The organism is Halostagnicola larsenii XH-48 (assembly GCF_000517625.1).
Lineage (GTDB): Archaea > Halobacteriota > Halobacteria > Halobacteriales > Natrialbaceae > Halostagnicola > Halostagnicola larsenii.
This window is the reverse complement of the sequence record NZ_CP007055.1, coordinates 1887639-1909407: the sequence shown is the minus strand read 5'-3', so window position 1 is coordinate 1909407 and position 21769 is coordinate 1887639. Positions and strand designations below refer to the sequence as shown.

The following is a 21769-nucleotide window of genomic DNA, read 5'->3' as shown; positions in this document are numbered from 1 at the left end:
AATCCATATATACTAGCGGACCTAACTTAGGGTTAGTCACAATGAACACCGAGCAATTCACGAGCGATCAACTCGCTCGCAAATACGAGTACGACGACGGGGCGGTCATTGCGATCGACCTCGGCACCACCGTGCCGGAGCCGTCGGTCGACGTCGTCGACGGTACGGTCATCATCGTCAGCGATGGTGAGCAATACGAGTTCGACCTACCAGTCGAACGGACGGATGCGCACACGTTTATCAAAAACGGCGTCCTCACTATCGAACTGGAGGACAACGCATGAAACTCACCGTCAAACCCCTCAAGCAAAAAGACGCAGGCCGCGGACTCGCAGCGATCGATCGCGTCTCGATGAGCGAACTCGGCCTCGAGAACGGCGATTACATCACGATCGACGGAAAAGGTGACGGCCAGTCCGTCGCGCGCGTCTGGCCAGGCTATCCCGAAGACGAGGGACGGAACGTCGTCCGGATCGACGGACGACTGCGACAGGAGGCCAATGTGGGAATCGACGACAGCGTCACCGTCGAAAAGGCTGACGTCAAGCCCGCCACGACCGTCACCGTCGCGCTCCCGCAGAACCTCCGCATTCGAGGGGACATCGGTCCGCTCGTTCGGGACAAGCTGAGCGGACAGGCCGTAACCGAGGGACAGACGGTGCCGTTCTCGCTGTCGTTCGGGCCGATGGCCAGTTCCGGTCAGTCGGTTCCGCTGAAGATAGCGAGCACCTCGCCGTCCGGGACCGTCGTAATCACCGACTCATCCGAGATCGAGATTTCGGAAACCCCCGCCGAGCAGATCACTTCGGGACCGGGCGGAACGTCCGAGGGCGTCCCGGACGTCACCTACGAAGATATCGGTGGTCTCGACGAGGAACTCGATCAGGTTCGCGAGATGATCGAGTTGCCGATGCGCCACCCCGAACTGTTCCAGCAACTCGGCATCGAGCCGCCGAAGGGCGTTCTCTTACACGGACCGCCGGGCACCGGGAAGACGCTGATGGCGAAGGCGGTCGCAAACGAGATCGACGCTCACTTCGAGACGATTTCCGGGCCGGAAATCATGTCGAAGTACTACGGCGAGTCAGAAGAGCAACTCCGCGAAGTCTTCGAGGAAGCCGAAGAGAACGCCCCGGCGATCATCTTCATCGACGAGCTCGACTCCATCGCCGCGAAACGCGAGGACGCCGGCGGTGACGTCGAACGGCGCGTCGTCGCACAATTGCTCTCGCTGATGGACGGCTTGGAAGAGCGCGGGCGGGTCACCGTCATCGCGGCGACCAACCGCATCGACGACATCGACCCCGCACTTCGTCGCGGCGGTCGATTCGACCGCGAGATCGAAATCGGCGTTCCGGACAAACAGGGCCGCAAGGAGATCTTGCAGGTTCACACCCGCGGGATGCCGCTCTCGGATTCCGTCGACGTCGAGCACTACGCGTCGAACACCCACGGCTTCGTCGGCGCGGACCTCGAGAGTCTCGCCCGTGAAAGCGCGATGAACGCACTCCGTCGTATCCGGCCCGAGCTGGACCTCGAGTCGGACGAGATCGACGCGGACGTCCTCGAGAGCCTGCAGGTCACCGAACGGGACTTCAAAGAGGCGCTCAAGGGAATTCAACCCTCGGCGCTTCGGGAGGTCTTCGTCGAGGTTCCGGACGTTACCTGGAACGATGTCGGCGGACTGGGAGACACGAAAGAGCGGCTTCGCGAAACCATCCAGTGGCCGCTCGACTACCCCGACGTGTTCGAGGCGATGGACATGCAGGCCGCGAAAGGCGTCCTGATGTTCGGCCCGCCCGGAACGGGCAAGACGCTGCTCGCGAAGGCGGTGGCCAACGAGGCGGAGTCGAACTTCATCTCGATCAAAGGCCCCGAACTGCTCAACAAGTACGTCGGCGAATCCGAGAAAGGGGTTCGGGAGGTCTTCGAGAAGGCGCGGTCGAACGCACCGACCGTGATCTTCTTCGACGAGATCGACTCCATCGCCGGCGAACGCGGCGGAAACACCACCGACTCGGGCGTCGGCGAGCGCGTGGTCAGCCAGCTGTTGACCGAACTCGACGGACTCGAGGAACTCGAGGACGTGGTCGTCATCGCGACGACGAACCGACCCGATCTGATCGACAGCGCCCTGCTCCGGCCGGGCCGGCTCGATAGACACGTCCACGTGCCCGTCCCCAACGAGGAGGGCCGCGAACGGATCTTCGAGGTCCACACGCGCGATAAGCCGCTGGCCGACGCCGTCGACCTCGAGTGGCTCGCCGCCGAAACGGAGGGCTACGTCGGTGCCGACATCGAAGCCGTCTGCCGGGAAGCCTCGATGTCGGCCAGCCGCGAGTTCATCAACTCCGTCGATCCGGACGAGATGGCAGAGAGCATCGGCAACGTTCGAATCGGCCGCGAACACTTCGAGAAGGCGCTCGAGGAGGTCCAACCGAGCGTGACCCCGGAGACCCGAGAGCGCTACGAAGAACTCGAAGACGAGTTCCAGCAGGCCGAACCGAGCGGTCAGAGCGACCAGCTGGGTCGGACCTTCCAGTAAGCCGTCCGACTGCGATTGTTCCCGCTGCGATTTTCTTTTCGGTACCTACAGTAGTTTCGAGCGGCTGTCGGATCCCGTTCGAACGACTAGTTCGATCAGTCTCGACGCGGTCGATTCGACCCGTTCGGGGTTTCGCCGCAAAAAATCAGCTCCGTCTCTCAGTCGCAGTGGGCGGTCGGTTGTTCCGCGAGGTCTTCGAGCAGTTCGTCGGCGTGGCCGTCGGGCGTTACGTTCTCGTAGACGGCTTCGATGGTTCCGTCGGGGCCGACGACGTAGGTGTTGCGAAAGACGCCGTCGAACGTATTGCCGAACATCTGTTTTTCGCCGTAGGATTCGTACAGCGTCGACACTTCGCCCATTTCGTCTGCGAGCAGGTCGAACTCGAGGCCGTACTCGTCGGCGAATTTCTCGAGGTCAGAGACCGGGTCGTCGCTGATCCCGACGACCGCGACGTCTGCGTCGTCGAACCGCTCGAGCGAGTCGTTGAATCCACAGGCCTCGGTCGTACAGCCGTCGGTGTTGGCGCGGGGGTAGAAGTAGACGACGAGCCGTTGACCGTCGAAATCCGATCGGCGAACGGTCTCGCCGTGCTGGTTGGGCAGTTCGAACTCTGGTGCGTCGTCGCCAACGTCGAGCATGGAAGCGACTTGGGGGGCGCGATTGTATGTATTGTGATTCGCCTCGGCCGCCGTGGACCGGGGTCCGTGGTCGATTCTCGTGTGAACGGTCTGTAACCGACCGTTCTCCGAGCGTGAAGTCCCTCTATAAACCATCTCCCCCATTCGATCCGACCATCGCCTCGCCCTCCCCAACCGACTCACTCGCTCCACTCGTTCCCCCTCGCGGATCCGCACGGCGTTCTCGGCGACGACGGCTCGGACGCCGCGCCAGCGCGCCATAGACGAAACTCGAGTCGAAGCGGTTCGGAGAGCGATGCGTGCGGGCGGTCCAACGGCTCACCGCTGTGAGGCCGGAAAGAAGTGCATAACGAATACGTAATGGGCCTCACCGCAGACCCTATGTCCCGGTTACGCTTCGAGGTGTGTCAGTCCAGTTGTTCTGCCGCCTCGCGCTCGACCAGCGGCGTCGCGTTCTGTTCGGGCAGCGTCACCACGTCGTCGGCTGCGAGGGTATACTCCCGGTCGTCGACGCCGAGGATCGAGCCGACGTCCTCGGTGATCTTGACGGTGAGGCGCTCGAGCGAGGGCTCGTCTCCCATCGCGTCGTCGCCGGAACTGGCTCCGTCGCTCGAGACGGCCCCTGCGCCGCCGTCGGTCGCCGGCGTTTCGGCCGGCTCGTCTGCACCCGAATCTGCGTTCGTCGTCTCTGGCGGCTCACCGCCCATCACGTCCGCGGCACTGACGCCGCTCGAGTCCGAGGCGGCAGTCGAGTCGACGTCGTCCGGCGGCGTCTCGGGCGGTGCCGGCGGCGCTGTGTCGGTCGACTCTCGAGTGGATTGCTCGGCTGACTCGTCGGGCTTTCCGGGCGCATCCGACCGTTCGGAATCCTCGAGTGCGTCGGGTTCGGCTTCGACGCCCTCGAGCACGTCGAGCACGCGCGACTTGTTCGACTGGATGCGATCGACGAGGTCGTCGAAGAGGTCCACTTCCTCCGCGGTGAGTCCCTCGTCGTTCGCGGCCATGCCGGCCGCGGAGAGGCTCGCCTGCTTGACGAGTTTTCCCATTCGGCGTTCGTAGATGGCCTCGACGACATCTTTTGCGGTCTCGATCTCGTCCGTGAGCCGGCTCACTTCCGGCGAGGAGAACGGATCCTCCGCCTCGGCGGCCGCACGATCACGTTTGTCCTCGAGGTCTGCGATGTACTCGCCGACCTCCTGATAGAACGAGGGGCGCAAGTTCTGGAGGCTATCCTTCTGGCGCTCCTTGCTCTGGACCGAGCGTAGTTCGTCGAGATTCATTCTTTCTCCTTTTCGGCGCGACCACGCGCCATGAGAAACATGGCGACGTACTCTGGTAGTGACTGGTCACCCTCCCGGACTGTAAAGATATCGCCCGCGAGTTCGACCTCGCCGCCGCGTTCGACGTCGACCGCGACCTCGTGACCGGTGAACGTCTCGGGGACGGCGTCGACCAGCGGGTCGAACGCCTCGAGATCCTCGGGTGCGATCCGCTGGGTCGTCAGCGCGCTCCCGCCGTGGAGGCTCCCGGGTAGTCGGATGAGCCGGTTCGTATCCGTCGTCACCGGCTCGTCGATCGGCGCGTTGTCCCGCTCGACGGCCGTCGCGGCGAAGCGTTCGGCTAACTGTGCGATGGCCGTGTGAACGGTGACGTTGCCCGCCTCGAGGCCCTCGCGGTTGTTCCGGGCGGCCGAGAGGGTGGCTTCTGCCTTCCCCTCGCCGATACCGTCGAACGCCTGTAAGCGCTCGAGGGCGTCCTCATCGTCCATCTCGAGGAGGTCCTCGATGAAGGCCATGAAGTGTTCGTGGATTCGGGACCCCCAGCCACCGTCGACCCGCAGGGTTCGTCGCTCGGTCGGCGTCTTCCGGCCGAGGCCGGCCACCGTCTCGGTTTCGATCAACTTCTCGAAGTCGAGGCCGATGCCGCGAACGTAATCGACGATCTCCCGGCGGTGTTCTCGGTCGAGGTGTGCTACGTTCTCGTCGCGAACGTGGACGTGATAGCCTCGTCCGCCCGAAAAGACGATTTCGATGTCCTCGAAGGCGAAATCGTCCTCGAGAAACTCGAGCAGGCGCATCAGCGCGTCCTTGCACTTCCCGAGCATGTCCGCGTAGGAATCCTCGCCGAGGGTCACGCTCGGCAGGTGATCGGCGTCGAGGTCGAAGACGAGGTCCGAGGATCGCCACTCCTTTTCGGTCATCGACCCCGCGCCCGGATCGCGGTAGCGACCCGCAGAAAAGTAGACGTGCTGTGGCCGCTTGCGGACGAGAAACTCCTCGATATCCCCCAGCTCGAGCAGCGAGCGGTGTCTGACCATCGTCGTTCCGGGACTCTCGGTCCACGGGATAAATCCCCACTCGCGCTCGTTGGCCTCGGGCGGCAGCGTGATCTCCGTTCGGCGATAGTGATCACGGAATCGACCGCGAAGATAGGCTCTCGTTCGCTCCTCCATTCGTCCACGGTATCGGAGATGGGAGACTATAATCTTCCCGAAAGTCTCGAAGGGCCGAAAGACAGCGGACGATGGGGCTCACCCCGCGTGATAGGAAAAGGCGGACGCTCAGCGAGAAGACGGCTGATGCTCAGGGGAGACAGCTATCGGATTCCACGGGCACGCGGTTACCGTCGGACCAGATCCGAAATCTTGTCGGCGATACTACCGCTCGAGCCGAGTTTGAGGTAGTAGGCGTCGCCTCCGTCTTCGTAGTAGTTGTCGATCCGGCGTTTGATCTCGAAGCCGAGGTGTTCGTAGAACTGGAGTGCGCCTTCGTTGGTCGTTCGGGCGTGACACGTGATCGTATCGTGTTCTTTTGCGACGCGGGCAACGAGTTGCTTGCCGATTCCTTCGCCCTGATACTCGGGTGAGACGGCGAGAAAGAGAATGTAGCCGTCGCGTCGAACGGCGGCAAACCCGATCAGTTCGTCGTCCTGTAAGTATATCTGAACCGTCGAACGGCGATACGCGTCGGTAAAGAAGCTACGGCGCTGTTTGAGGACGCCAACACGGCTATTGATCTCCTCTTTGAGTTCCCAGGCTTCGTCGACAAAATCGTCACTGCCCGAGGTGACGACACGGCTGTCGATGTTGACGCTCACTACTCCTTTCTAACAGTGTCGTCAATATAATTCCACCGGCAAGCGAACGTTTTCCGTGAACGTGAAACGCTGTGAGTTTCACCCGAGACGAGGGCGTATCGACCGCCCTAACGCAGCTGGTCGTCCGTTTGTGCGCACTGTTTGGGTTCGTGGAACCGACGGCCATACGGTCGTTGCCGATAAACTGGAACCTAATGGGTTTCGAACTGCGTGAGCACACCGCCGACATCGCCGTCGCTGCGACCGGGCCGACCCTCGAGGCAGTCTTCGAGTCCGTCGCCGACGGGCTCGCCGGTGCCTCGTGCGAGCGCGTTCCGGAGACGGGAGGCGAGCGGTTTTCGCTTTCGGTCACGGCCGAAAATCTCGAGGCGCTGTTGTTCGACTACGTCGACGAACTGATCTACCTCCGCGACGTTCGCCTCGAGTTGCCCGTGGACAATCAGGTCGACGGAATCGCGGTCGATTCTGCCGACGAGTCGACGGCTGGCGGCGAATCCGCGGATGACTCGGCGTACTCCCTCGAGGCGACGGCGCGGGGCGTTCCGTTGTCCGATGTCGTCGCCCGCGAGATCAAAGCCGTCACGTACTCGGAGATGCGACTCGAGGAAACCGACGACGGCTGGGAGGCGTACGTCGTCTTCGACGTGTGACCTCGAGCGCCCTGCCGACGACCATCTTCTGGTACGATTGTAGCCGCCCCAGTGGGCGATTCCCCGACGAAGACGGAGACGAACATCTTTCACCGTCCGCGCCCGATTTTCGGGTATGACTACGTTCGACGCAAACGGCGTCACTCTCGAGCAGGTTCGAGAGTACGTCTGGGAAGTGAAACGGGAGGGATCGATGCGAACGCCCGCGCGAGTGCTCGCGAGCGAGGCGTTGCTCGAGGAGATCAGTCAGGACAAAACGCTCGAGCAGCTGCAGAATGCGACGCACCTGCCGGGGATGACGAACTACGCGATCTGTATGCCCGACGGCCACCAGGGCTACGGCTTCCCCGTCGGCGGCGTCGGCGCACTCGATGCGGAGGACGGCTGCATTTCGCCGGGGGCTGTCGGCTATGACATCAATTGTGGCGTCCGGATGATGCGGACGAATTTGACCTATAACGAAGTCGAAGGCCACGAAGAAGAACTCGTCGACTCGTTGTTTACAAATATTCCGTCAGGTTTGGGCGGCGGCGGCATCGTCGAAACTGGGATCGACGACGTGGAGGAAATCCTCGCCCGCGGGGTCGACTGGGCGCTCGAGAACGGCCACGCCGTCGAGGCGGACCTTCTCCACTGCGAGGACGAAGGGAGGCGAGAGGGGGCAGATCCCTCGAAGGTCTCCCAGAAGGCCAAAGACCGCGGAAAGAACCAGATCGGCTCGCTCGGCTCGGGCAATCACTTCCTCGAGGTGCAGCGCGTGACCGACGTGTTCGACGACCAGGTTGGCGAGGCGTTCGGCCTCAAGGAGGACCAGATCGTCGTCCTGATCCACTGTGGCTCTCGAGGGCTCGGCCACCAGACGTGCAACGATTATCTGCGAAAGATCGAACGGCAACACCAAGGACTGCTCGAGCAGTTGCCGGACAAGGAACTGGCGGCGGCACCCGCGGGCTCGCAACTCGCCGAGGACTACTACGGCGCGATGAACGCCGCGATCAACTTCGCGTGGGTCAACCGCCAGTTGATCATGCACCGCACGCGGAAGGTCTTCGAGCGCGTCTTCGGTCGGTCCTGGGAGGACATGGAGATGGACCTGCTCTACGACGTGGCTCACAACATCGCGAAGAAGGAGACGCACACCGTCGGATCGCACGGGCGACCGGCGGGGGACGGCGACGCCGTCGAAACCGAACAGCGCGAACTGTTCGTCCACCGAAAGGGCGCGACTCGAGCGTTCCCGAAGGGCCATCCCGAAGTACCCGCGGCCTACCGGGACGTCGGCCAGCCGGTGATCATCCCCGGCAGCATGGGTGCCGGCAGCTACGTCCTCCGGGGCGGCGAGGCCTCGATGGATCTGACGTTCGGGTCGACGGCCCACGGTGCGGGGCGGCTGATGAGCCGAACGCAGGCGAAAAACGACTACTGGGGCGGCGACGTAAAGCAGGAACTCGAGGAACGAGACCAGATCTACGTCAAGGCCCAGTCCGGGGCCACGATCGCCGAGGAAGCGCCGGGCGTCTACAAGGATGTCGACGAGGTCGTCCGCGTCTCGGACGAACTGGGGATCGGCGACAAAGTCGCGCGGACGTTTCCGGTGTGTAACATCAAAGGGTAGGCTCCGCTCGAGGGAGAGATGCTCGAGGGCGTTCGCAACCGGACTCTCGAACCGTTGCAGTGCTGTACAGACGTTTTCCTATAGACTACCTGGCACGTAGATATCTACACGGTATTCCGTGGGTTGCATTTGCCGGGTGGGCGACTACGTGACCGATCGCCGTATCAGGACCCGTGCCGGATCAACACAGTTCAACGGAGATCGGAACGGCGACGATCGTCTACGAAACACCCGAAGACGGGCGAGAATCCGTCACCGTCGACAACGACCGCATCGCCTACTTTCAGGACCACTGGCTGTTCGCCTACGGGTCCGACGAGGACGGCAACGACTTGGTTCGTCGGGTCCCTGATAACCAGGTTTACTACGTCGAACGATCCGTCGAAGAAATAGAGGAGACGTTCGAATCGACGCTCGAGAAGGCCAAAGACAAGATCGAAGACGTTCGGAGCTAAGCAATCTGGCTCGGTCGATCGCACTCGAGACGTCACCCCTCGAGGGATCGACTATCGCACCTGCATTTCGACCGTTTCTCCTGCAGGTCGATACCTAAGCCCAACTCACCAACCCCGCCCAAATACAATCGACGACCACGCCCGATACAGCCCACCGCGCCCGTCACTCGAGCACGGGTCTCGACGGTCGCAACGTTCACAACCGCCCAGACGAACCGATACACCAACGGATGAACGACGGGCCACGGCTGCCGGGAGTCGACGCCGTCGACGAGGAGGACAGGATCGTCCTGCACGTCGACGCGGACTGCTTTTACGCGTCCTGCGAGCGGCTCAAAGAGCCCGAACTCGAGGGCGAACCGGTCGTCGTCGGGATGGGCTACGAGGAAGGGGAGACCATCGGCGCGGTCGCGACCGCGAGCTACGAGGCCCGCGAGTTCGGCGTCGAGAGCGCGCAGGCCATCTCGACCGCACTCGAGAAACTGCCGCGGCGAGCGGCCCTCGAAGACGGTTCCGACGCGCCTTCGGACGGGGACTCGGGTGCCGACGAACCGGCGGCCCTCGAGCGGTCGGAAACCGGCTACTATCGCTCGGTCGATATGGAGTACTACGAGTCGGTCGCCTCGGAGGTGCGAGCGATCCTCCACGACTGTGCCGACGTGGTTCGGGAGGTGAGCATCGACGAGGCTTACCTTGACGTGACCGATCGAACCGCCTGGGAGGTCGCCGACGGCTTCGCACGCCACGTCAAAGGACGCATCGAGCGCGAGGTCGGAGTCACCGTGAGCATCGGCGTCGCGCCGACGATGAGCGCCGCCAAGATCGCCAGCGACTTCGACAAACCCGACGGGCTGACCGTCGTCCGGCCCGGCGAGGTCGAATCGTTTCTGGCCCCGCTCGAGGTCGAGTTGCTCCACGGGGTCGGCCCCGTGACGGCCCGGGAGCTACGGAATATGGGCCTCGGGACCGCCGGCGAAGTCGCGGCGGCGGATCCCGGCCCGCTCGAGGATCGGTTCGGCGAACGCGGCCGCGAGCTGTATGACCGGGCACGCGGCGATGACGACCGGCGCGTCGAGCCCCGCGGCGAGCCCAAGAGCTTTTCGCGGGAGTCGGCGTTCTCCGAGGCGGTCTCTGAGCCGGAACCGAAGTACGAGCGGATCGAGACGCTCGCGACCGCAGTCGCGGATCGTGCGACTCGAGAAGGCGCGCTCTACCGAACCGTCGGGGTGAAAGCCGTGCTACCGCCCTTCGAGGTCAACACTCGCGAACAGTCGCTCTCCGGCCCGGTGGACGATCCGGACCTCGTCGAGCGGATCGCCGAGGATCTCTTCGCCGAGTTCGAGACGGAACCGGTTCGAAAGGTCGGCGTTCGCGTCGCAAACCTCGAGTTCACCGGGGCCGATCAGGCCCGGTTGGACGGGTGGGACGGCAGTGAAGGGGGCGATTCGGACGACTCCGTTGTCGGCGACTCGCCGCCCGATTCGGCGGGCAGCGGTAGCGCCGAGCAAAAAACCGATGGTGCACAGAGCGGGTCGGACGACGGATCGGCGACCTCCGCGGAACGCGAGCGCCTGCCGGCAGGGCAGACCTCGTTGACCGACTTCCGATCGGACTGAGTCGCGTGGAGGTTAGCCGACGGTCGTCGCGACGCCTTTCGTCTGGCGGTAGTCGCTCGCCAGGATCGACTCTATCGTCTCGAGGATCGCGTCCCGATCGCCGTCTGTCCACTCGGTCGGGTTGCGGATGGGAACGACCAGGAATCCGCGGCCGCGAATTTCGCTGGCGTGGAGGGCGTCCATCTCGAGATCGAGTTTTCCCCGTTGTGTGGTGTACTCGCCCAGTACGTGGTCGGTCGCGCGTTCGCCCACCGGGAGCAGGATGTGGGCGTTGATCGCCCGGAGTTCCGCGTCGAAGTAGCGCTCGAGTTCGGCGTACTCCTCGGGCGTCGGTGCGCGCCCGTCGGGTAGCGAGCACATGTGGATGTAGTCGGCGAACAGGTTCTCGAGACGGGGGTCGTTCGTCGGGCCGGTGACGAACTCGGCGTCGCGAAAGAGTTGCTGGACTGCGGTGCCATCGTCGGTTTCGGTGAACGGGACGCCGGTCGTCTCGCCGCCGTGAACGCCGGGATGCCCGCCGATCACCTGAAAGTCGGCGTTGGCGTCACCGTAACCGAAGACGGCGGGCTGTTTCCCCGCGTCCTGCCGTTCGAACGGTGGCCGCATGCCGAAGGGGTTGCTCGTCCTATCGGTGACGTTTTTCACGGGGGCAAATATGGGAGAAGGACAGTTAATTCGCGCGATTTTGCGAGATACAGATAATCAATCGTGATGGTTCGGCCCAGCTGTTCCGCTCGTCGTTTCGGCATCGATGGCCAGCGTCGAATCGACCAGCGACGCGAGTCCACGCCGCAATCGCTGTGAAACCGCAGAATCCGAGATTCCCAGTTCGTCGCTGAGCTCGACGAGGGTCGTCTCTCGCGGTACGTCGAAGTACCCCGATTCGTAGGCCGCGACGACGAGTTCTCGCTGTGGCGACGTCAAACCGAACTGATCGTCCGTTTCGGGGTCGACCGCCTCGTGGAGTTGTACGAGGTCTACGGAGACGCCCCGATCCAGACAGGCGGTGTAAAAACACGAGAGGTCTTCGTAGGAGGGAAACCGCAACTGAAACAGCCACCGGTCACTCGTCCCGGTCCCGCTGGTCACGATGGCGTCGTGTTCTCGAATCGCGGCGAGAAAGCCGTTGATCGACGTCGTCCACTCGACTTTGAGGAGGTCGTGATCACCGATACTATCGATACGCGTCGCTGATTTCACGACTGGCTGTGAGTCGATCGTCTCGAGAACCCTCTCGGCGGTGGACTTGGGCACCCACAGATACGGAATCGCCTCTTCGCTGATCGGAACCGTCGTCTCGATGGTGAGTGGACCGTCGAGTTCGGACTCGAGTACTGATCCGAGCGGGAACTCGGCCGCTGGTATCGAAACGCTTGCGATGACGCTCATTTGTCGTGTCGGGAAGTGGGTCTATCACTGGCTGATAGGCTACTGCTGGGGGAATTTGGAAGCATGAATTGTCTCGACGGTGTGTTCGATCGAATCGATCGGTGTCTCCGGGATTCGATTAGTCGGTCGTACATTCGTCCTCGTTACATCCAACGTATCCGTACTGATTGTAAAAATCGCGAGCTTCGGTATCAAAGCCCTTTATACGTATTTCGGCTGCCCATACATATCGGTACTGTGCTATTATCGCTCAACAACACTGGCAAGCGGCGTTAGTCGATCGGTACCTATCTGGCGGTTAGGGGCGATAAAACCGATATCATACTGACAGCAAAAATATTTCAGTTTGTAGATGTGATTGTGCAGGGACTATCCATCCGTATGGACACCGTCCCGAGACGGTATCCGCTGCAATAAAAGGGGTTTTCCGCCGTTAGGCACCGTGGACGGCCGTTCGCCCTCGAGAACCGCGAACGACTTAGTCGTCGCGAGCCAAGACGGAACCGAATGTATCGGTTCGGCCATTTCGGCGTCGCCCTCCTCGCGTACGCGCCGCTCGGCGTGGGCGTCGCACTCGCGGGAGCAGAGGGTCTCGCCGTCGTCGGTGGCCTCGTCTGCGTGTCGCTCTCGACGTTCCCCGACTGCGATCACGACGTCCCGTTCCTCGAACACCGGGGCATCACGCACACGCTGGGGTTCGCCGTGCTCGTTGGTGTGGTTCTTGCAGCGGCCGCCTCGGTGCTCCTCACCGGGACACTCTCGAGTTCGGTCTCTCTCATCGTTCCGTTCGCGTTCGTCGTCGGCACGCTCTCGATCCTCTCACACCTCCTCGCGGACGCGATCACGCCGATGGGAATCCGGCCGTTCCGGCCGGTCTCGAGCTATCATTACACTGCGGAACTGACACCGGCGGCGAATCCGGTCGCCAACTACGCGCTGTTCGCGATAGGCGTCGTCGTGACCGCCGCTAGCGTCTGGCTGGTTGCAGTGCTCTCGTAGCTGTCTCAGTCGACGGCTCGAGTCCGAGGCAGGATTCGCTGCTCGAGACGATGCACGTTCGGTGATTCGATAGCGTTCGATTCAGTCGTCTACGACCGGGAACTGGCCCTCGTGAGCAGTACCCCCACAGCGAACGTAACCGTCAACACCGTCGCGAGTCCGAGGTAGGTGATATCGACCAGTTGGTTGAATCCTGCGACGGACTGGCGACCGAAAAAGACGGTCAGATAGGCGAGTACCAGGGACACGGAGAGCACGCTTCGCACCCGTGTTTTGTCGAAGCGGCGTCGACCGACGAGTGCGACGAAGACACCCACGGAGACTACCGCCAGCGAGACTCCGTACTGGGCGATCTGTACGCGGGGGGGATAGCTCGCCCCAGGACTGAGATAGAACAGGCTCAGCCCGACGTGAACCGGGACTGTCAGGGCCCCCACGATGAGGGCGGTGGTAACCTGGCCCCCGGTCAGCCGCGGAGCCCAGACGAGAATCGTCGCGACGACGAACAGGGTGAATATCAGGATCGCCGTCCAGAAGTGAAGCGAGAGGATGTCCGTGGTGTACTGCTGGACGGTTTCTCGGCCGAGTGCGACCTGGATCGGCGTCAGTATCATCCCGAGGACGACCAGGGCGGTGACGCGCCGGTCGACGTCTGCCAGCCGGATCGAGGCGACGGCAGTCCCGATGATCGCGAAGCCTGCGAACATCGAGACGAAGCGGTGGAACCACTCGTAAAAACTCACGATGTGGGCCGGAAACAGGTTGAACGGGCCGGCGTCACATCGGGGCCAGTTCGCCTCACAGCCGAGGCCGGAGCCGGTCGCTTTCGCCGCGACACCGAGAAGGATCGTCGCGCCGACCAGCACGAGCGTCGCCGCCAGCAGATGCGGAAAGTCGAACCGATCGTGGAGCGAGCGCATTGTCGAGTTGGATGTGTGTGTAGTAGACGACACGGTCGTTCAGGCTGGGCTTGGGAACGGTTGCATTTAGGTTATCCGAGTCGGTCCCAGCGCTCGAGAATCGAATCTTCGCCGGCGCGTGAACCGTTGTTGCTCCGCCGGCGCGTGAACCGTCGGTGAAACCGATCGCGGCCCAACGAGTATGCGAAATCGTGCATATATTTCGCGTTTTCGAGACTGATTCGAGCACAAACAAGGAAGTTTTTATCGGTTGGGCTCCGTAGGGTGAGCCATGACTGAAGCGCGGGGCGAGACTCCCCGGCGAACAGGAATGACCGAGAAGTGCGGCGTCGTCGGCGTCGCACTGAACGGTCGAGACGCGGCACGGCCGTTGTACTACGCGCTCTATGCACTCCAGCACCGCGGCCAGGAGTCTGCGGGGATCGTTACCCACGACGGCTTCCAACAACACAGCCACGTCGACATGGGCCTCGTCGGCGACGTGTTCGGCGAGGGCGACCTCGACGTGCTCAACGGTTCGGCGGGGATCGGACACGTCCGCTACCCGACGGCGGGATCGGTCGACTCCTCCTGTGCACAACCCTTTTCGGTGTCGTTCAAGAGCGGGTCGCTCGGACTCAGCCACAACGGCAACCTCGTCAACGCCGACGAAATTCGGGACGAACTCGCCGGCGCGGGCCACGCCTTTACGAGCGACGGCGACACCGAAGTGATCGCCCACGACCTCGCGCGCAACTTGCTCGAGGAGGACCTCGTTCGCGCGGTAAAGCGCACGATGCAGCGAATTCACGGCTCGTACTCGCTTACGATCAGCCACGACGAGACGATCATGGGCGTGCGCGACCCGCAGGGGAATCGCCCGCTCTGTATCGGGAAGCTCGAGGACGGTTACATTCTGGCCTCCGAATCCGCAGCGATCGACACGCTCGACGGCGAACTCGTCCGCGACGTTCGGCCGGGCGAACTCGTCGTCCTGCAGGAAGACGGGCGGGGATTCGATTCCTACCAGTTGATCGAGCGCGAACACACGGCACACTGCTTTTTCGAACACGTCTACTTCGCCCGGCCCGACAGCGTGATCGACGACACGCTCGTCTACGAGGCCCGACGCGAACTCGGTCGCACGCTCTGGGAGGAAAGTGGCGTGGAAACGGACGTCGTGATGCCGGTCCCCGACTCGGGGCGGGCGTTCGCCTCCGGCTACGCCGACGCCGCGAGCGAAACGTCGGCCGAAGGTGAGCCCCGAGACGAGAACGACGACGGCGTCGAGTTCGCCGAGGGGCTGATGAAAAACCGGTACGTGGGCCGGACGTTCATCATGCCGACCCAGGACGAACGCGAGCGGGCGGTTCGGCTGAAGCTCAACCCGATCAAGTCGACCGTCGAGGGCAAGACCGTCACGCTCATCGACGACTCCATCGTTCGCGGGACGACCTCCACGCAGCTCGTGCAATTGCTCAAAGACTGCGGGGCCGAGGAGGTCCACATGCGCATCGGCGCGCCGCCCATCGTCGCGCCCTGTTACATGGGCATCGACATGGCGACGCGGGAGGAACTCATCGCCGCCGACAAGGACACCGAAGAAGTCTGCGACGCCATCGACGCCGACAGCCTCGCGTACCTCTCGACCGACGGCGTCGCAGGCGTTCTCGAGAACGACCGCGACGACCTCTGTATGGGCTGTGTAACCGGCGAATATCCATACGACATCGAGGGCGAAGAGACCGACCGCGACGTGGCTCGCCCCCAACTCGAGGGAACGGCGCTGCACGCCGACGACTGAGCGGGGCGACGGGCCCGTGGCGACCAAACCGTCGACGCACTCGAGCGACCGCCGTTTTCCAACCCGGCGGTGTCGAGCCAATCGAACCGGGAAACGATTATCCCACTGCCCCCACCTGTAGGGAACATGGAACGATACGACCTCGTCTACCGCCTCTACGACGAGTACGACACGAAGACGCTCCGGGAGTACCAGGAGTTCGTGGACGTCTTTCCGGCGATCGACTCGAGAGCGGCCCTCGAGCACTGGCAGGAAGCGAACACGGTGCTCGAGGAGCGAAAAGACGAGATTCGGGGCGATTTCGCCGCGGGCGAGACCTTCGCCGAGGTCGTCGCGCGGGCGACTCGAGAGCAGGCGTTTACCGCCCTCGATCTGGGCGCGAAGTACGACCGGGCGGTGAACGTCCTCGTCCTCGACGTCGACGAGACGCTTCGGTCCGCCGGCGGGACGGACAACGAGATTCCGCGGGATACGCTGCACATGCTCACGGAGTTTCACGAGGCGGGGATTCCGATCGTCATCTGTACCGGCCAGACATTAGAGAACGTCAAGGGCTTTGCCATCCAGGGGCTGGGCAGCGAAATCGTCCACTCGGGCGACCTCTCGATCGTCTACGAGGCGGGGACGGGCGTCTTTACGCCCGGCCACGGGGCGAACACGAAGCAGTTGCTCTACGAGGACTTAGACGAGGAGATCCGAACGGTGTTCGACGACGTTCGAAGCCGGGTGCTCCCGGAGGCGCCGACGGACCTCCGACGGGGCTGTCACTTACAGGGCAACGAGTTCAACGTGACGATGAAACCCAACTACGAAACCGGGACCTCACAGGCTCGAGCGGTCATCGACGAGGCGCTGGTGTATCTGATCGACCTGCTCGCAGACGCCGTCGGCGCTGCGCTCGAGGTCGGTTCCAAAAGCCCTCGAGACGAGGGCAGCGATGGCGATGAAAAGGACGGCGGTGGTCCCGATAATAGCGGCGACGGCAATGGCACCCGAACCATCGCGGGGAACACGGTCAGCGAGTGGACGCGAGCGTTTTACGCCGATCAGGACCCCGAGATCCGCGCCGTCCTCGAGAGCGAACGCGCCTATCCGGACCTCGACGCGGATTCGACGCCGTCCGAACTGACCGACGTGCTCGAGCGAATCGACGTGGCCTACTACGAGGCCGACGCGGCCGAAATCGGCAGCCTCGAGTTGAACAAGGTCGTCGGCGTCGAGAGGGCGCTCGACGTGTTAGGAATCGACGACCCGTTCGCGCTGGTGATGGGCGACTCCAAGAGCGACCTACGGGTGATGAAGTGGGTCGACGACAACGACGCTGGCATCGCCGCGGCTCCCGAACACTCCTCGCAGGATACGCTCGACCACGTCCTCCGGACGGACGACCTCGTCTTCGATCAGGGAAAGAGCGTCGACGTGTTGCGGACGGTCTACGCGCTCAACCTCCTGGCGCGACTCGAGTGAGTCCCACGACGCGAGTGGTGGGGGTGAGCCTCGATCGGTTTCGACATCACTCGAGTTCACGCGACGTTCTCGATGGCGGGTTTCAGGCGACCGATACGCTGTCTGAACGATCCCGCTGAACTATAGGATGCGTCCGGAATGCCCAACTCATGCGCGCCGCAGTACTCGAGGAACACGGCGAACCGCTCGTGATCGAGGAAGTCGACTACCCGGAGCCGGGACCGGATCAGGTGATCGTCGAACCCGAAGCCTGCGGAATCTGTCGGAGCGATTGGCACGCGTGGCAGGGCGACTGGGGTTGGGTGGGTGCGAAAGCCCCCGAGGGCCAGATTCTCGGTCACGAGCCAGCCGGAATCGTCTCCGAGGTCGGCGATGCGGTCGAAACGCTCGCCGAAGGCGACCGCGTGACGGTTCCGTTTCACCTCGCCGACGGAAGCTGTCCCCACTGTCGTGCCGGCCGAGCGAACGTCTGCGATACGGTGATTCCGCTGGGATTTACCGGTGTCGCGCCGGGTGCGTTCGCGGAGGCGTTCCCCGTTCGCGAGGCGGATTTCAACTGCGTCGAACTTCCCGACGATGTCGATTTCACCGAGATGGCGGGACTGGGATGCCGATTTATGACCGCCTACCACGCCCTCGCAGACCGGGCGGAGCTCCGACCCGGTGACCGGGTCGCGATCCACGGTTGCGGCGGCGTCGGTCTGTCGGCGGTTCACATTGCGGACGCACTCGGCGCGCATCCCATCGCGGTCGACGTTCGCGAGGACAAACTCGAGCGGGCTCGAGAGCTGGGTGCGGTTGCGACGGTCAACGCTTCTGAGACGGACGATACGGCAGGCGAGGTGACGGCTATCGCTGACCGCGGAGCGGACGTCTCACTGGATGCGCTGGGTATCGAAGAAACCTGCAGGAACTCCATCCAAAGCCTCGGAAAGACCGGAACTCACGTGCAGGTTGGACTCACTACGGGAGCGGAAGGCGGCGAAGTATCGGTTCCCGTCGATGCGATGACGATGCAGGAGATTGAGTTCCACGGATCATTCGGGATGCCGCTCGTCCGCTACGATGAGCTGTTCACGCTCATCGCACAGGGAACTCTCGAGCCGGGCAAGATCGTTGGCGAGACGCTCTCGCTCGCGGACGTTCCGGAGACGCTCGCCTCGATGGATACGTACGACACTGTCGGCATTCCAGTCATTACCGAGTTCTAGATCGAAGCCCAGACGGGGGCGGGAGCCCGTCCTGGGTTGAGAGACATGAGCTCCCCGACACGGGGGCGAAGCCGCCTCGAGGATCCGGGCACGGACACGCAATCGTACGGTCAGTACGTGATGAGCACTGGGCACGCACCCGACGGGGTGATTTCCCCGCGATTGAGTCGATGGGAAGCTGTTGTTTTGTTATGAACAACCTGTTGGAGAGTAGCGTATCAAAACTAATCGTCGCTGTCGTGTGTCTGGCTCGTACCGTCCGGCTACGGAATCACCGCATCCGCTTCACGTGGGACGATAGCTGGTCGTTTCTCTTGGTGGTGATTGCCTACGGAGGTCGTCAGACGAGGGTGAGTGTCGAGCAATCGTTGCAAACAGTCGAAACGGCGGATAATTCAGGGAACGGCGACTCCGAATGCGCCGATCGTCCAGGTCGGTTCGTTCCGAACCGACTCGAGCGTCGAACCGATGTGAATTCGACCAACTGATCCGGCTTCCCGTCCGTTTTACGTAACCGTTTCAGTTCGGACAAGCAACGATATCGACTGGCACCAGTTCCGAAACCGTGCGGGATTTCCGACCTGCGTTTCGAGGACCATCTTACGGCCGAACGGTATCGTTTTTCGCCGGTAGACGGCGTTTTACTCCCCTGATTTAAGAATTCTCGCAGCGTCGCATTCGTGGCGCACTCTGGCGGTATACGCTTCTTACCCAGTGGCTAACGATCGATGATTCGGCTGTCACAGCCACTCGCTGGGAGGGGGTCGCTCGCCCGAATCGAAAATCCGTTAATTCGCTCATAGAAATCGCCTACTTTCGGTTACAAGCCGGATAACTACAACCTGTCCCGGCTGAGAGGTCGGTATGATCACCTGCACGAACTGCGAGACCGCCCAGTTTCTCCAGATCACGCAGAGCCGGGTGTACTTCGAAGACGGCGAGATGATAAACGAAATCACGGAACATTACGAGTGCACCCTCTGCGAGGCGACCGGGCAGTACATCTACGACGAGGATCACGACGAAGCGAGCGTTACCGGTGACGTCGAACTTACCAGGGAACGACCGAAGTTCGCTTGACTGGTCCGAAACGAGGTATCGATCCCCGCACCGAACGCGGACGTGTGATCCCGGTTCTTCTTCCCTTGTGTCCGCTTCGTTCGTTCCGACGTCGTTCAGTTTCGTTCCTCGAGCGTTCCAGACTCTTCGGCGTGCCCCCTCGCTACGGGTACGGGCCGCTCGCGTTTTTTCGAGTCGCCGTACTGCCGGCGGGTGATCGGCGAACGGCGCCGCTCGACATCCCACTCCTCGAAGAGCCCGTATTCGGTCATCGTGTCCATTCCGGCGAGCGCGGCAGTGAGTTTGAGCCCGACGAGGGGGATTTCGGCGACCGAAATGATCACGTCGGCGCGAAGGATGACGCCGTCACGCAGGATCACGTCGAGGAGGTCGACCAGCGCCTCGTCGTCCTTACTCGGCATCATCCGTCGTTCCCTCCGAGTTCGGGGGCGAACGTGTACGGCGGCCACGGGCCGGTGAATTTGACCGTGAACCCGGGATTCGACGCGACGTCGTCGAGAACCGAACCGACAGCGCCCTCCTCATCTTCGTGAGCGAGCACGGTGAACCGGCACAGCGTTTCTCCGGAATCGAGCGAGGTCTCTGCCGAATCATCCGATCCATCGTCGAGCGTGGCGTTCGGCGATCGCTCGAGGGCGTGTACCTCCCTGACGCGTTCGTCGATCCGCTCTCGGAGGTCGGCTTCGATACGCTCTCGGCGATCCGCTCGCAACTGTTTGAGACGCTGTTCGTACTGTTTTTCGAGTAAATGTGCGGTTCCCGACCCCGAGTCGTCGATCCGCTCTCGGAGGTCGGCGAGTTGCTCGTCGCGTTCGAGCAGCCGTTGTTCCTCGAGCGGGTCCGTCTCGACGACCTCGATGCGGTACTCCCAGTGGCCTGCGAGTTCCTCGAGCGTGGGCTCGAGCGTGTCGGACTCGTTTCGAAGCCACTCGCGGACTCCATCGTCGTCGGTTCTGATGATCGTATCGAACTGGAACGGGATCGGCGTTCCGAACTGCTCGCCCGCGGCATCGACGACGGTCTGGTGACGAACGAGCCAGCGTTTGACCTGAGCGAGGTCGTCCGAATCGTAGAGTCCGTCGCACTCGTGGCAGACGACGCCGATATCGCCGACGGAGATCACGGAAACGGGTTCGCCGTCGACCCCGCCGGTCTCGAGGTCGAGCGCATCCCCGTTTCGTGAGTCTTCGCCTCGAGAGTCGTCCCCGTCGACTCGAACGGCACAGTAGAGGTAGCGTCCCTCTTCGATGTCGGGAAGCGAATCCGACTCGACGGCACCGCGCCGTTCCTCTCGAGAGTCGACGCCGGACCCTGCCCGATCTCCACTCATTCGTCCTCACCTCCGAAGACGGAGTAGCCGGGTCGTTTGTGTTCGGAGTATCCTCCCTCTAACTGCTCGATCGCGTCGCGTACCAGCCCGTCTAGGTCTCCCCGAAGGTCGTCGACGCCGTCGTCGATACCCTCGTCCGATTTCAGCTCCTCGAGTTCGGCTTCGATCGTCGCGAGCTGTTCCCCGAGCCGTTCGATCTCTTCGTCGTCGAGATCACCGGACTCCATTCGGCGGACGGCCTCCCGTTCGAGGGCCTCGATGAGCAGTTCGACGACGGTAACGACGAGCGTCATGAGCCCGTCTCTGGCGTCCTCACCGTCGCCGACGTCGATCGTCGTCATTCGGTATCCGCCTCCGCCGTCGCTTCGGCCTCTTCGTCCTCCGTCTCAGTGTCGTCAGTATCCGGGTCCGCCTCGCTGTCGTCGTCAGCCGGGTCCGTCTCACTGTCGTCGTCAGCCGGATCCGCCTCACTGTCGCCATCTTCCGGGGCCGTCTCGTCTCCCTCGTCGCTGGTCCCGCCGTTCGAATCACCGCCGTCGTCCTCGGGATTCGGCGTGACGTTGACGCCTCGAGTCGGGTCGATCGCCGGGTTCGGCCGGTCCGTTTCGGCTAACTCGGGGTCGTCGACAGCTTCTGCGACTCGCCGCATGTCGGTTCCCTCGGGAAACTCGAGGCCGTACTTGGCCGCCGTTTCGAAGGACGCGATCGCCGCCCGGACCTGAATGCCAAGCAGCTGCGTATCGCCGATCGAGACGGCGATGTCGGCGTTGATGACGATTCCTTTATCGAGCAGCATCTCGACGACTTCGGCGAGGTCTGTCTTCTGCCGACTCGGTTGGAAGTCATCGACCACGCCGATCACCTCTCCACGCGGTCGTCCGAACGACCCACGGGCGTTCGTAGCCGATTCGGGCTGATTCATCGACTGCCGGATGTCGTGATGTACCTAGCATTGCGCTCACCGTAGCAGTGACC

22 protein-coding genes are annotated in these 21769 nt (G+C 62.7%); 11 read left to right on the top strand and 11 right to left on the bottom strand.

From position 1 onward, the window contains the following. The first annotated feature begins 41 nt into the window (after positions 1 to 41). Together HALLA_RS09655 and HALLA_RS09650 are read left to right on the top strand one after the other, a co-directional pair. Positions 42 to 284: a DUF7127 family protein gene (locus tag HALLA_RS09655; protein WP_049953154.1), complete on the top strand. Its 243-nt coding sequence runs from the start codon at positions 42 to 44 to the stop codon at positions 282 to 284. After that, complete coding sequence (locus HALLA_RS09650; protein ID WP_049953153.1) at positions 281 to 2545, top strand: CDC48 family AAA ATPase; 2265 nt, start codon at positions 281 to 283, stop codon at positions 2543 to 2545. The genes HALLA_RS09655 and HALLA_RS09650 overlap by 4 nt, the downstream gene beginning before the upstream one ends. A 158-nt stretch (positions 2546 to 2703) precedes the next feature. On the opposite strand, the gene bcp is transcribed toward HALLA_RS09650, so the two are convergent. The 4 genes from bcp to HALLA_RS09630 all read right to left on the bottom strand — a co-directional run bounded on the left by bcp (position 2704) and on the right by HALLA_RS09630 (position 6279). Then, on the bottom strand, positions 2704 to 3183 hold the full coding sequence (gene bcp, locus HALLA_RS09645) for a thioredoxin-dependent thiol peroxidase (RefSeq protein WP_049953152.1): 480 nt from the start codon (positions 3181 to 3183) through the stop codon (positions 2704 to 2706). Between the two features lie 407 nt (positions 3184 to 3590). After that, on the bottom strand, positions 3591 to 4463 hold the full coding sequence (locus tag HALLA_RS09640) for a DNA replication complex subunit Gins51 (protein WP_049953151.1): 873 nt from the start codon (positions 4461 to 4463) through the stop codon (positions 3591 to 3593). Further along, positions 4460 to 5635, bottom strand: coding sequence for a DNA primase small subunit PriS (priS, locus tag HALLA_RS09635; RefSeq protein ID WP_049953150.1), 1176 nt, complete (start codon positions 5633 to 5635; stop codon positions 4460 to 4462). Before priS ends, HALLA_RS09640 begins: the two co-directional genes overlap by 4 nt. Before the next feature lie 167 nt (positions 5636 to 5802). After that, positions 5803 to 6279, bottom strand: coding sequence for a GNAT family N-acetyltransferase (locus tag HALLA_RS09630; RefSeq protein WP_049953149.1), 477 nt, complete (start codon positions 6277 to 6279; stop codon positions 5803 to 5805). 194 nt (positions 6280 to 6473) lie between these two features. Here HALLA_RS09630 and HALLA_RS09625 point away from each other — a divergent pair, with 194 nt between their 5' ends. From HALLA_RS09625 to HALLA_RS09610, 4 genes are all read left to right on the top strand, one after another. Next, positions 6474 to 6929, top strand: a complete 456-nt coding sequence (locus tag HALLA_RS09625; protein ID WP_049953148.1) for an archease — start codon at positions 6474 to 6476, stop codon at positions 6927 to 6929. A 115-nt stretch (positions 6930 to 7044) separates the two neighbouring features. Beyond that, entirely contained in the window at positions 7045 to 8544 is a 1500-nt protein-coding gene (locus HALLA_RS09620) for an RtcB family protein (protein ID WP_049953147.1), read from the top strand. 173 nt (positions 8545 to 8717) lie between these two features. Beyond that, positions 8718 to 8999: a hypothetical protein gene (locus tag HALLA_RS09615; RefSeq protein ID WP_049953146.1), complete on the top strand. Its 282-nt coding sequence runs from the start codon at positions 8718 to 8720 to the stop codon at positions 8997 to 8999. A 230-nt stretch (positions 9000 to 9229) separates the two neighbouring features. Then, positions 9230 to 10615 carry a DNA polymerase Y family protein gene (locus HALLA_RS09610; protein ID WP_049953145.1) on the top strand — a complete coding sequence of 462 codons (1386 nt, stop codon included), beginning with the start codon at positions 9230 to 9232 and terminating at the stop codon, positions 10613 to 10615. Between the two features lie 12 nt (positions 10616 to 10627). Here the strand turns inward: HALLA_RS09610 and HALLA_RS09605 are convergent, their stop codons facing one another. Continuing rightward, positions 10628 to 11260, bottom strand: coding sequence for a uracil-DNA glycosylase family protein (locus HALLA_RS09605; RefSeq protein WP_049953144.1), 633 nt, complete (start codon positions 11258 to 11260; stop codon positions 10628 to 10630). Positions 11261 to 11317: 57 nt separating this feature from the next. After that, a complete protein-coding gene (locus HALLA_RS09600; protein ID WP_049953143.1) occupies positions 11318 to 12004 on the bottom strand; it encodes a helix-turn-helix domain-containing protein in 687 nt (228 codons plus the stop codon). Between the two features lie 507 nt (positions 12005 to 12511). On the opposite strand from HALLA_RS09600, the gene HALLA_RS09595 reads away from it, so the two are divergent. Beyond that, positions 12512 to 13003 (top strand): metal-dependent hydrolase, encoded by a 492-nt coding sequence (locus tag HALLA_RS09595; protein WP_049953142.1) that lies wholly within the window; start codon positions 12512 to 12514, stop codon positions 13001 to 13003. An 89-nt stretch (positions 13004 to 13092) separates the two neighbouring features. On the opposite strand, the gene HALLA_RS09590 is transcribed toward HALLA_RS09595, so the two are convergent. Then, positions 13093 to 13956 carry a COX15/CtaA family protein gene (locus HALLA_RS09590; protein WP_084568981.1) on the bottom strand — a complete coding sequence of 288 codons (864 nt, stop codon included), beginning with the start codon at positions 13954 to 13956 and terminating at the stop codon, positions 13093 to 13095. 277 nt (positions 13957 to 14233) lie between these two features. On the opposite strand from HALLA_RS09590, the gene purF reads away from it, so the two are divergent. The 4 genes from purF to HALLA_RS09570 all read left to right on the top strand — a co-directional run bounded on the left by purF (position 14234) and on the right by HALLA_RS09570 (position 19464). Then, a complete protein-coding gene (purF, locus tag HALLA_RS09585) occupies positions 14234 to 15706 on the top strand; it encodes an amidophosphoribosyltransferase (protein WP_049954067.1) in 1473 nt (490 codons plus the stop codon). A gap of 126 nt (positions 15707 to 15832) precedes the next feature. Then, positions 15833 to 17173 (top strand): HAD hydrolase family protein, encoded by a 1341-nt coding sequence (locus tag HALLA_RS09580; protein ID WP_049953140.1) that lies wholly within the window; start codon positions 15833 to 15835, stop codon positions 17171 to 17173. 149 nt (positions 17174 to 17322) lie between these two features. Beyond that, complete coding sequence (locus HALLA_RS09575) at positions 17323 to 18384, top strand: zinc-dependent alcohol dehydrogenase family protein (RefSeq protein ID WP_049953139.1); 1062 nt, start codon at positions 17323 to 17325, stop codon at positions 18382 to 18384. Between the two features lie 864 nt (positions 18385 to 19248). Continuing rightward, positions 19249 to 19464, top strand: coding sequence for a hypothetical protein (locus HALLA_RS09570; RefSeq protein WP_049953138.1), 216 nt, complete (start codon positions 19249 to 19251; stop codon positions 19462 to 19464). Positions 19465 to 19559: 95 nt separating this feature from the next. Here the strand turns inward: HALLA_RS09570 and gvpM are convergent, their stop codons facing one another. The 4 genes from gvpM to gvpJ are packed head-to-tail and all read right to left on the bottom strand — an operon-like array spanning position 19560 to position 21656. Beyond that, on the bottom strand, positions 19560 to 19868 hold the full coding sequence (gene gvpM / locus HALLA_RS09565; RefSeq protein WP_049953137.1) for a gas vesicle protein GvpM: 309 nt from the start codon (positions 19866 to 19868) through the stop codon (positions 19560 to 19562). Continuing rightward, positions 19865 to 20794, bottom strand: coding sequence for a gas vesicle protein GvpL (gvpL, locus tag HALLA_RS09560; protein ID WP_049953136.1), 930 nt, complete (start codon positions 20792 to 20794; stop codon positions 19865 to 19867). The genes gvpM and gvpL overlap by 4 nt, the downstream gene beginning before the upstream one ends. Continuing rightward, the gene (locus tag HALLA_RS09555) at positions 20791 to 21135 is read right to left on the bottom strand and encodes a gas vesicle protein K (protein WP_049953135.1); all 345 of its coding nucleotides are present in this window, start codon (positions 21133 to 21135) and stop codon (positions 20791 to 20793) included. Before HALLA_RS09555 ends, gvpL begins: the two co-directional genes overlap by 4 nt. After that, entirely contained in the window at positions 21132 to 21656 is a 525-nt protein-coding gene (gene gvpJ, locus HALLA_RS09550; protein ID WP_049954066.1) for a gas vesicle protein GvpJ, read from the bottom strand. The genes HALLA_RS09555 and gvpJ overlap by 4 nt, the downstream gene beginning before the upstream one ends. Between the last annotated feature and the right edge of the window lie 113 nt (positions 21657 to 21769).